This is a genomic window from Salinimicrobium sp. TIG7-5_MAKvit (assembly GCF_049569215.1).
In the GTDB taxonomy this organism is placed as follows: domain Bacteria; phylum Bacteroidota; class Bacteroidia; order Flavobacteriales; family Flavobacteriaceae; genus Salinimicrobium; species Salinimicrobium profundisediminis.
In genome coordinates, this window is sequence record NZ_CP145903.1 from 1645574 (window position 1) to 1656860 (window position 11287).

The 11287-nt window shown below is 40.0% G+C and carries 8 protein-coding genes and 1 pseudogene; 3 read left to right on the plus strand and 6 right to left on the minus strand.

Annotation, left to right across the window (positions count from 1 at the left end):
* Window positions 1-11: 11 nt before the first annotated feature.
* Window positions 12-872 carry an ROK family protein gene (locus V5739_RS07400; protein WP_423820239.1) on the minus strand — a complete coding sequence of 287 codons (861 nt, stop codon included), beginning with the start codon at window positions 870-872 and terminating at the stop codon, window positions 12-14.
* Between the two features lie 292 nt (window positions 873-1164).
* Between V5739_RS07400 and lepA the strand changes: the two genes are divergently transcribed.
* The 3 genes from lepA (at window position 1165) to V5739_RS07415 (ending at window position 4365) form a co-directional block, all read left to right on the plus strand.
* A complete protein-coding gene (lepA, locus tag V5739_RS07405) occupies window positions 1165-2961 on the plus strand; it encodes a translation elongation factor 4 (RefSeq protein WP_423820240.1) in 1797 nt (598 codons plus the stop codon).
* Between the two features lie 167 nt (window positions 2962-3128).
* Complete coding sequence (locus V5739_RS07410; RefSeq protein WP_423820241.1) at window positions 3129-3491, plus strand: four helix bundle protein; 363 nt, start codon at window positions 3129-3131, stop codon at window positions 3489-3491.
* Window positions 3492-3606: 115 nt separating this feature from the next.
* Window positions 3607-4365 (plus strand): YebC/PmpR family DNA-binding transcriptional regulator, encoded by a 759-nt coding sequence (locus V5739_RS07415; protein WP_423820242.1) that lies wholly within the window; start codon window positions 3607-3609, stop codon window positions 4363-4365.
* Window positions 4366-4520: 155 nt separating this feature from the next.
* Here the strand turns inward: V5739_RS07415 and V5739_RS07420 are convergent, their stop codons facing one another.
* From V5739_RS07420 to V5739_RS07440, 5 genes and pseudogenes are all read right to left on the minus strand, one after another.
* The gene (locus V5739_RS07420; RefSeq protein ID WP_423820243.1) at window positions 4521-5492 is read right to left on the minus strand and encodes a N(4)-(beta-N-acetylglucosaminyl)-L-asparaginase; all 972 of its coding nucleotides are present in this window, start codon (window positions 5490-5492) and stop codon (window positions 4521-4523) included.
* A gap of 50 nt (window positions 5493-5542) precedes the next feature.
* Window positions 5543-6586 (minus strand): annotated as a pseudogene (locus tag V5739_RS07425) (sialidase family protein).
* 28 nt (window positions 6587-6614) lie between these two features.
* Window positions 6615-7253, minus strand: coding sequence for a copper homeostasis protein CutC (locus V5739_RS07430; protein WP_423820244.1), 639 nt, complete (start codon window positions 7251-7253; stop codon window positions 6615-6617).
* A gap of 31 nt (window positions 7254-7284) precedes the next feature.
* Complete coding sequence (locus V5739_RS07435) at window positions 7285-8715, minus strand: alpha-L-fucosidase (RefSeq protein ID WP_423820245.1); 1431 nt, start codon at window positions 8713-8715, stop codon at window positions 7285-7287.
* Window positions 8716-8728: 13 nt separating this feature from the next.
* On the minus strand, window positions 8729-11074 hold the full coding sequence (locus V5739_RS07440) for a glycoside hydrolase family 3 N-terminal domain-containing protein (protein ID WP_423820246.1): 2346 nt from the start codon (window positions 11072-11074) through the stop codon (window positions 8729-8731).
* Window positions 11075-11287 lie beyond the last annotated feature (213 nt).

Below are 11287 nucleotides of genomic sequence, written 5' to 3' on the forward strand. Positions count from 1 at the left end.
AGGGAATTAAATTAGTAGTCTACAGTTTCAGGTGCTTCAGCCAAAATTAATGCTGCAGCCCCCAAAAGGGCAATATTTAAAGTGTTTGAAGGTTTAACAAGCAGTTGTTCCCTCACCTTCTTAAAAGGGAAACTGTCTATTGTGGTTTGGAGCCCGGCTTCAAAAAATGGAAAAGCTTTACTTATAGATCCTCCCAGTAATACCGCTTGTGGCGAAAGAACATTTAAAATGAGCTTTATAGCATTACCAAGATGTGTCCCAAATTCTTCAAAAAGCAACAGGGCATCTTTATCTCCCGCCTGCGCCTTTTTAAAAACTTCATTTCCGGAAACGCCATGGGCTTTAAAAAATTTCCCGCTACAATAATCTTCCACTGTACCGTCGAGATAAGAAATACCACCTATTTCCCCTGCACTTGAATATGCTCCGGAATATAATTGGTCGTGTATGATAATTCCGCAACCAAATCCCGACCCCAATGTGACGCCAACCATATTTTTAAAGGGTTTCCCCTCGCCAAACATCTTTTCACCCAGGGCGAAAACGTTTGCATCATTGGTCACACGAACAGGTTTGTTGAAACGTCGCTCTAAAAAGTCTTTTAGGTGCACTTCCTTAAAAGAAGGGATATTCAACAGATCGAAAAGAATACCGTTCTGCTCATCAACCAGTCCCGGCACTCCAATACCTATTCCGTAGAAATCATTCCCGGCGACCTCTAGGATTCCGGCGGAAAGTTCATCTAAAATTTGCTGTTTTGAAGCCGTCGAAGAGGTTGGGAAATCGGCTTCCTTAATTACCTGTGCATTTTGAACGACTCCAATCCTTGTTTTAGTCGCTCCTATATCTATACCTATTGTCCTGTAATTCATAGGAAATTATTACCGGCTATAGCCGCAATGAATTCTCCCCACCAACATTCAACAAGGAAATTTCCTTGAATTATGAGGGGAAGCTCTACAAAGAAGCCTTTTATTTTTAAAATATGCAAATACTTTTATAAAAAATTTATAAAAGTTATGCACAGAAAATCTGTTCCAAAAATGCCATTTTTGACACCCCGGTTAGCAGATAATTTTTCTTTACAGCCTTTTAAAAAAACTATATTTGTACCTTTTAAACAGAAAGGTTCTCTGCGAAGGAAAACTTTGTTGAAATTGATTTATGAAGAACATTCGGAATTTTTGCATTATAGCCCATATTGACCACGGAAAAAGCACGCTGGCCGATCGCTTATTGGATTCCACAGGATCTGTTACCGACAGGGAGAAGCAGGAGCAGCTACTAGACAGTATGGATTTGGAGAGAGAAAGAGGAATAACCATTAAGAGCCATGCGATTCAAATGGATTACACCTATAAGGGCGAGCAGTATATTCTCAACCTTATTGACACTCCCGGCCACGTAGATTTCTCTTATGAAGTTTCACGCTCTATCGCTGCCTGTGAAGGAGCTTTACTGGTAGTTGACGCCGCACAAAGCATACAGGCACAAACAATTTCAAACCTGTACCTCGCACTTGAAAATGACCTGGAGATTATCCCTGTGTTGAACAAGGTTGACCTGCCAAGTGCAAATCCTGAAGAAGTAACCGATGATATTGTAGATCTTTTAGGGTGCGACCCATCTGATATTATTCCTGCCAGTGCAAAGACCGGCCTGGGAATTACAGAAATTCTTGCCGCGATCATTGAACGTATTCCGCCACCTTCCGGAAAGGTAGATGCCCCTTTGAGAGCTTTGATATTTGATTCGGTTTATAACCCTTTCCGCGGTGTTGAAACTTATTTCCGTGTAATTAACGGTTCTATTAAAAAGGGACAGAACATCAAGTTTGTCGCCACCAATAAAGATTATTTTGCCGATGAAGTAGGTACTTTAAGGCTGAAACAGTTTCCAAGACACGAGATTAAAACCGGAGATGTAGGTTACCTCATCACCGGGATAAAAGAAGCTAAAGAAGTAAAGGTAGGTGACACCATCACCGATGCAAAAAACCCTACCACTGAAGCAGTACCAGGATTTGAAGACGTTAAACCTATGGTTTTCGCAGGTATATATCCTGTAGATACCGAAGATTATGAAGACCTTCGTGCTTCTATGGAAAAACTTCAGCTTAACGATGCTTCCCTGGTTTTCACGCCCGAAAGTTCTGCGGCACTGGGATTTGGTTTTCGATGCGGTTTCCTCGGAATGCTTCACCTGGAGATCATTCAGGAGCGTTTAGAGCGGGAATTCGACATGACTGTGATTACCACAGTTCCAAACGTTTCCTACCACGCATATACGCATAAGAACAGAGACCAGGTGATCCTGGTGAACAACCCATCCGATCTTCCCGAACCTTCAAGTCTGGACAGGGTGGAAGAGCCTTTTATTAAAGCTACCATCATTACAAAAGCCGATTTTGTAGGCCCGGTAATGTCTTTATGTATTGAGAAGCGAGGCCAAATTACCAATCAAACCTATTTGACAACCGACCGTGTAGAGCTATCTTTTGATATGCCCCTGGCCGAAATTGTATTTGACTTCTATGACAGGTTAAAAACAGTTTCTAAAGGTTATGCTTCTTTTGACTATTCTCCAATAGGTATGAGAGCTTCCAAGCTTGTGAAGGTTGATGTATTACTCAACGGCAATGTGGTTGATGCCCTTTCGGCTCTCCTGCACGTTGACAATGCTTATGATATTGGAAAGAAAATGTGTGAAAAGCTGAAGGAATTAATTCCAAGACAACAGTTTGACATTCCTATTCAGGCAGCTATTGGTGCCAAGATCATTGCCCGGGAAACGGTAAAAGCACTTAGAAAAGATGTTACCGCAAAATGTTATGGAGGAGATATTTCCCGAAAAAGGAAACTTCTTGAAAAGCAGAAAAAAGGTAAGAAAAGAATGCGCCAGGTTGGAAACGTAGAAATTCCTCAGGAAGCTTTTATGGCAGTGCTTAAGTTGAATGATTAGAATCGTTCAACTTAAGTTAGTAGACTTTAGTCGGTAGACGGTAGAAGATTGGTAAAAAAATATTACTAATAATACAACTGCCTATTATTTTAGTCTTGTCTTTATGAGTCTTTTAAAGTTGTAAGTTCTTAATTTTATGATCTTTAGATACATTAAATTAAGAACTTATGCTATTCAAATTTGAAGACTTAAAAGTTTACCAGAAATCACTGGACTTCATTGACGGTGTCTATAAAATAACTCTTCAGTTTCCTCAAGAGGAGCTCTATGGGTTAACCTCCCAATTCAGAAGAGCTTCCACTTCTATAGCTTTAAACATTGCCGAAGGTTCTGGCAGTACAGATAAAGATTTTAATAAATACCTTCGTACAGCTTTTAACTCCTTGAAAGAGTGTGTAGTTTGCTCTACTCTTGCCTTTAGGCTGAAATTTATCAATAAAGAAGTTTATGATAACCTCAGAAAAGAACTGGCAGAGATTTCAAAAATGATTGCTGGGCTCAGGAAATATCTCAACCAAAGACAACAGTAATACGAGCTTTGGGAATCTTTGGGTCTGGATACAAATTTTATAAATTTGTAGACCTCTAATCCAAAACGGTAAAAATTTTCTACATACTACCGTCTAACGACTATAGACTAATTGAATGGCCGGACATAGCAAATGGGCGAATATCAAACACCGCAAAGGAGCCCAGGATAAAAAACGAGCAAAACAATTCACTCGTGCGATCAAGGAAATCAGCGTAGCTATTAAAGAGGGTGGAGGACCTGATCCTGAAGCCAATCCCGCACTTCGTAATGCCATTTCTAATGCCAAGGGAGTCAATATGCCTAAAGACACTATTGAGCGTGCTATAAAGAAGGCAAGCGGGACAGAGGCCGACAATTTTGAACTTGTAACCTTTGAAGGCTATGGCCCGCATGGGATCGCATTTTTTATTGAATGTACTACAGACAATACAAATCGCACTGTGGCTTCGGTCAGGTCAATTTTTTCTAAAAATGGAGGCAGCCTTGGCACCAACGGTTCCCTGGACTTCCTTTTTGACAGGAAAGGTGTCTTCAGCATTGACCGTAAGTCTGTAACCTCAAGCATGGAAGAATTCGAACTGGCTCTCATAGAGGGAGGAGCCACCACGATAGAAAAAGAAGAGGATCTAGTATATGTATATACAGATTTTACTGATTTTGGCGCCATGAATGCCAAACTGGAAGAGTTAGGCGTGGAGCCAAAAAATGCAGGGCTCCAACGCATACCTCTAAATACCGTAGAACTACCGATCCAGGAAGCTGCTAAAATTATTGAACTTACTGAAAAATTTGAAGAAGATGACGACGTGCAGGACGTCTACCACAACCTCGAATTAACCGATGAACTTTTGGAGGAGATCAATAGAGGTTAGTGGACTTACCTGCATTTTCTTTTATCAACATAAAAAACCGTTACGTTTCACTTATCAAGAAAACTATATACAGCTTCTTCTAGCTATAAAAAGCTTATCTGATTTTTGGGGTTGTATGAATTTTAGTTCTCATCTAATGATTTAACTTCAAACAACTACAAATAAGTTTTGCTTTTAAGTTCTGTATTTTCTGAATTCTTGTATTTGAGATAAGTAAATCCGGGATGTATACAGAAAGAACCAACTTCCCCTTTTTTATTAAGGGCAATAAATGCTACCTGGAAATTCTTATAATCAGGATTCTTTTTGATTATTCTATCCATAGCAATCTCACAAGCTTCCTGAGGACTTTTCCCTGAACGCATAAGTTCAACTATGAGAAAGGTACTTACATTCTTAAGGATCTCTTCTCCAAGGCCTGTGGCCACTGCTCCTCCTACTTCATTATCAATAAAAAGACCTGAACCAATAATGGGCGAATCTCCCACCCTACCTCTCATTTTATAAGCCAGGCCAGAAGTAGTACAGGCTCCTGCTATATCTCCCTTTTCATCAAGACAAAGCATCCCAATAGTATCATGATTCTCGATATTTATTATTGGTTTATACTCCTTTTCTTCAAGCCATTTTTTCCAATTAGCTTCTGATTCCGGTGTTAAAAGATTTACTGGTTCAAAGCCTTGTTTTATAGCAAATTGATATGCTCCTTCACCAACCAGCATATTGTGTGGAGTCTCTTCCATAACTTTTCGTGCTACAGAGACAGGGTGTTCTATATTCTCAAGAAAACAAACACTTCCAAAATTTCCATTAGGGGCCATGATACAGGCATCAAGTGTCACGTTCCCATCCCTGTCTGGCGCTCCTCCCTTTCCAACAGTTTGATTTTTAATATTTGATTCTTCCACGCGTACTCCCTGTTCTACAGCATCAAGGGCAAATGCACCTTTGCTCAACAACTCTCCTGCAGTGCGATTAGCCTCGGCAAAATTCCAGGTGGTAACACTAATGGGTCCTGTTGCTGTTTTATTTTCAAAAAGAGGCAGGTCCATAAATACATTTGCGTTGATTAATGGTAGACCAACACCGGCTGCACTAACTTTTGTTAGGAAATTTCTCCTTTTCATAATGTTCTCTTAAGTAAATATTTACTGATCATTTTATAGTAACAATCTTACTAATTTAATCTTAGTTTTAAGTATTTTATTCTTTCACGCTCATAGGTGTATGTAATGTGAATATCCCCATTATTATCCTGTATTATAGCAGGGTAGCTATATTCTCCTTCACTCCTGTCTTCAAGTTTTAGAATAGGCTCCCAATCCTCTCCATTCAATGATATGGCCACAATAAGTTTATTACGCCCGTTATGCTAGTCTTTACCGCTCTTTAAGGGATTGTATACCAATAAATGATGACCATTAGCTAAGGTGACAGCATCAACTCCTGAATTAGGATTTGCAATAAATGTTTTTTCCAGTTTTGTCCAGCTCTCTCCAAGATCTTTACTCAAACTCTCCATTAGAACATCCTGATCACTTCGGAAAAACGCTTTTAATACGCCATTATATTGAATAATAGCAGGCTGAATTGTTTTGAAATCAGAAATTGAATCTATGGGTACTTTTCGCCAGGTTTCACCGTCGTCTTCGGAAATTTCCACATGTGATTGCCAGATTTTACCATCTGTACTCTCCACACTGGAAGGGCTTATTATCCTGTTACCTATCTGTAAAGGTTTATTTATAATAGGCCCCAGAATATTATCGGGGAGCCTCACCGGTTGTGACCACGTATTGCCGTTATCATGCGAAACTTTATACATGCCCCACCACTGTGAAGGGGAAGGCCCCACTTTGTAAAACAGAAACAATTTTTTGGATTTCGTTTTGAACAGAACAGGATTCCAGGTGGGGTAGCTGAGGGAATCATTCACTATTCCATCTGCCACTTTACGGGGAGATGACCATCCCAATCCCGATTTAATACTGGTGTAGATACTCACTTCAGGATGCCGTTCATATTCTCCCCCAAACCAGGCAGCAATAATTTCGCCATTTTCAAGCACTTCCATAGTTGAAGCATGGCATTGAGGAAATTCTGCTTTCTCAAAAATAAATCCTTCTTCTAAAACTGTAAGAGTACTATTTTCATTTTGAGCCCACATCCCGGTGCATATTATTAGAAAAAACAGCTTAAAGGTGAAAAAATTAATACTCATTATTTACAATAAATTTGAATCCTTCTAATTATTGGGCTAGCCCTTCAAGGCTTCCTACGATTAATCGGCCGTGGTAAGCCCTGGCTCCAATTAGTTCATGTAATTCATGAACATTAGATTTAGTAATCTTCCCGGCCGGCATGATTTCAATTTCAGAAGAAATCTTAATCATTTCCCTAAGGACCTCCATACCTTCTAAAGCCGTAATTTCACCTCCTGAAGATAGTATTGTTGTGACACCATTAATATCTGCTAACTCCTTGCAAGCCTGCAAAGGATTGGGAGTATCATCTATAGCTTTATGTATAACTACCTTCAACGGTTGGGAATATTCCGTAAGCTCCCTTAGTTTATCCAGATTCAAGGTGTTATCATTATTTAATATTCCAAAAACCACACCCTCTACCCCTACTAGCTTACAAAAATCTATTGAAGCTTTCATCTCGTCAATTTTCTGTACACTGTACACAAAGTTTCCGGCACGAGGCCGAATCATCACGTGGACCTGTATTTTTATGTGCTCTTTTATTTTTAATATAAGATCGTTCGAAGGTGTTAGACCATCCATTTCAAGATCTGTACATAATTCCAGTCTGTCTGCTCCCTGTTTTTCTGCAATTATGGCCTGCTGAAGATTTTCAACACATGCTTCTTTTATAAAACTCATTTTATCTTCGGTTTTAACAGACTTAAATTTTTTAATTGAAAGAAAAAGCCAGTGCTGGTGTTACTTGTTCATAATCAGGAGGTAAATGCACGATAACCTCATTATTCTTTATTTGCCATTTTAGTACTTCTCCGGTCTCTAATAACGTAAGTTTACTACCCTTTTTTGGCAGGTTCCCTTTCCATGAAACCATCTTGGGGGCTTCTTTCTCCTTTTTCACTAAAACAATGGCATATTTTTTACCTTCTTTCTGGGTGAAATAAGTAGTACCGTATTTGTAATAGCCAAGGGTTCGGGTACTATAAATAGCCTCCCCGTTCTTTTCCAGCCACTCCCCAATTTCCTCCAGAACAGCAACTGCGTCCAGAGGAAAAGTTCCATCAGATTTTGGACCAATTCCCAATAACATGTTACCACCTTTAGCGACAACTTCAACCAGGTTGTGGATAACCTCTTCTGATGTTTTAAAATTGTCATTAGGAACATATCCCCAATTATCTCCTAAAGGAAGACAGCTCTCCCATGGATCCTCCAGCTTTTCATCGGGAATCTTTCTTTCTGGAGTCTGATAATTCTCATATGGCCCGTGCACGGTTCTGTCAGCAAAAATAATTCCTGGCTGTGCCTCCCTTGCCATTGCAGCGATCTTGTCCATATCAATATCCTGGCTCCATTCGGGAATTGGTGCCCCCCAGGCCCTTACTTCATCATTAACCGTTTCTTTGGGTCTAACCCACCCTCCATCAAGCCACAAAACATCAATAGAACCATAATCGGTCATTAACTCATTGAGCTGATTAAAAGTGAATTCTTTAAACTTGTTCCATCTCCAGGGATATCTATTGATATCATAATTATTATTTCTGTTTGGAGTGGCATATTTATCCCACCAATAATATTGTGAATGCCAGTCGGGCTTAGAGAAATAGGCTCCAATCATAAAATCTTTTTTTCTGAAGGCTTCAAAAATGTGCTTTGTAACGTTCGCTTTGGGATGATTCTTAAAAGGCCCTGCAGTTATCTTATAATCGGCTTGCTGAGTATCAAACATATTGAAGCCATCATGATGCTTGGTAGTAAAAACCAAATATTTCATTCCTGCAGACTCAGCCGCTTCAGCCCATTGATCTGGATCAAAATTCACAGGATTAAAGACTTTTTCTAAATTCCAGTACCACTTCTTGTAGTCGTTATAAGCGATTGTACTATCTCTTTCTATCCAGTCTTCAGAACAAATTGACCAGGACTCAATGATACCTGGTACAGAGTATATTCCCCAGTGTATCAATATTTCAAATTTTTGATCACGCCAATCTTCCAGTTTAGCCTTTACTAAAGGATCTACAGGGGCCTGATATTCTGAAGAACGCTGGTGCACATTATCTTTCTGTGAATAGCCAGAATAGGATATTGATATACACATCAACCCTAAAATTATTGCTTTTATAGTTCTTTTATTCATGTCCTGAACAATTTTAATTCTCTAACTCTATTGATTTGGTAATCTCGTATTCCTCTTTTAAACGAATATCTTGAGAAGAAGAACCAATCATAATTTCAAAAGTCCCTGCTTCAACTATTCGCTCATTTTGAACATTAAGAAGGGCCAAATCATCAACCAATAATCTTAGCTTAACCGTTTTGCTTTCTCCCGGAGCAATAGAGATTTTTTTAAAATCCTTTAACTGTCGGGAAGGAGTAACCACACTACTCACCACATCATTGAGGTATAATTGAATCACCTCTTCCCCGGTCACTGCTCCAGTATTTTTCACCTGTAACTGCACGTCAACCACGGTTTGGAGCTCTTTTTCCTGAACATTCACACTCAACGCTGAATATTCAAAGCCAGCATAGCTAAGGCCATGACCAAACGGATAAAGTGGCTGAGCGTCTATTTCAACATAATCCTGATGCTGTGGAACAAGGTGATTGTAATAGACAGGCAATTGACCTACGGATTTTGGAACTGATACTGGTAATTTACCAGAAGGGTTGTAATCTCCAAAAAGTACATCGGCTATGGCATCACCACCCTCCTGCCCGGGGTACCATGCTTCCAGGATAGCAGGGATATTTTCGGCGGGCCAGTTTAAAAGCAAAGGCCTGCCTTTGATGGTAACTAAAACAGTAGGGGTACCTGTAGATTTTACAGCCTTGAGAAGTTCTAACTGTTTTCCCATTAACTGTAAGGTAGCTCTATCATAGCCTTCCCCACTTTCCATATCACTAATAATACCCTTCTCATCCTCTACTACTGCAGCCCCTGTTTCTATGTACTTGGTTTTGAAATCACGTGCACTGGAGCCCCCCAGCACCACAATTGCAACATCAGATTTTTTTGCTGCTTCTACTGCGGCTTCAATATCAGTTTGTGTGGTGTCTCGAATAGCCGTTCCTTTTACATAAGTTACCTGCGCCCCGGGAAGTTTATTTTTGATACCCTCGAATACTGTCACAATATTATCCTCAGGTTGCGGTGCGGTATAATCTCCTAACTGGTTATATATATTATGCGCATTAGGACCTATTACGGCCACTTTTTTTACATTTTTGTTGAGCGGGAGAATATTGCCTTCATTCTTCAGTAAAACAAGGGATTGCTGCGCTACCTTTCTTGCCAGTGCTTTGTGTCTCTCGCTTCTAACATTTTCCTTGATATTTAAGGTATCCACAAAAGGATTTTCAAAAAGACCCATCCTGAACTTCAAAGCAAGAACCCGACTTACTGCCGCATCTAATACGGAAACTGAAACGTGATTATTCTTTACTGCCTCAATTAAAGCTGCATCAAACCCATTACCTCCCAGATCGGCATCTACCCCTGCATTAATAGCCATAGCTGCAGCATCTTGAGGAGATCCTGCTACCTGGTGACTTCCTCTTAATCCTTCTATGCTTCCCAGGTCTGAAACTACAAACCCATCAAATCCCCACTTTTCCTTTAAGGTCTGATCCAGAAGTTTATCGTGAGCTGTACTGGGTATGCCATCAATCGAGCTATATGCTGTCATTACAGAAAGTGCCCCGGCCTTAACAGCCTTTTCAAAAGGATATAGATAATTCTGAAGATCCCTTTCTCCAATAATCACCGCAGCACCATTGTGGCCCCCTTCAGAAACACCATATGCCGCAAAATGCTTTAAAGTAGAAATGACGTTCTTACCACTAGAAATATCTTCCCCCTGAAAACCTTTTACCACCGCAATGCCAAGTTGTGCATTTAAATAAGGATCTTCCCCAAAGGTTTCTTCTACCCGAGACCACCTTGGTTCACGGGCCAAATCGAGAATAGGTCCGTACCCAATATGTGCTCCCTGTACCCGGGTTTCAAGTGCGATAGCAGAAGCCATTTCATAAAGCAAATCTGGATTCCAGGTACTCCCCTGCCCAATAGCCGAAGGAAATACGGTGGTGCCAATAGCCATGTGACCGTGCATACATTCTTCTGCCAGAAAAACAGGGATCCCAAGGCGACTGTTCTCAATGACATACCTCTGCAATTCATTTGTAAGCCTGGCTGCAAGCAAAGGGTTTAATCCATTATCCAGGGTCTTTCTTGTCCAGGGGTCGGCTCGAAGTGTTCCCCAGAGTGAACCAATGTTTCGATCTTGTACCGCAGCTTTAAATTCCTGGCTTACTTCTACCGTATGGTCATTAACTTTATGGTACATGTGCCATCCCAAAAGTGTGGATAACTGCCCTACTTTTTCCTCCAGGGTCATTCTCTTTAAAAGATCGTTTACCCTTTCATCAACACTCCTTGAAGAATCTTTATATATAGATTTTGTTTTTACCTGCTGTGCGTTTATGGCAGCCACTGGGGAAAAAATACTTAAGCAAAAAAATATAATAGTTAAGTAGGAAAAAGAAAATTTCATTGGGAGTTCAATTTTATAAAAGGTAAATATTTTACTCTCTCTTAAAACCTGAGGTCTCTAAAATAGTAAATTCAAAGAAGGTTTTTTTTCTGATAAAAATGAAAGGCGATGGTGGGTTACAAAGTATTATCTAAAAGAAAGGAATTGCAGAAG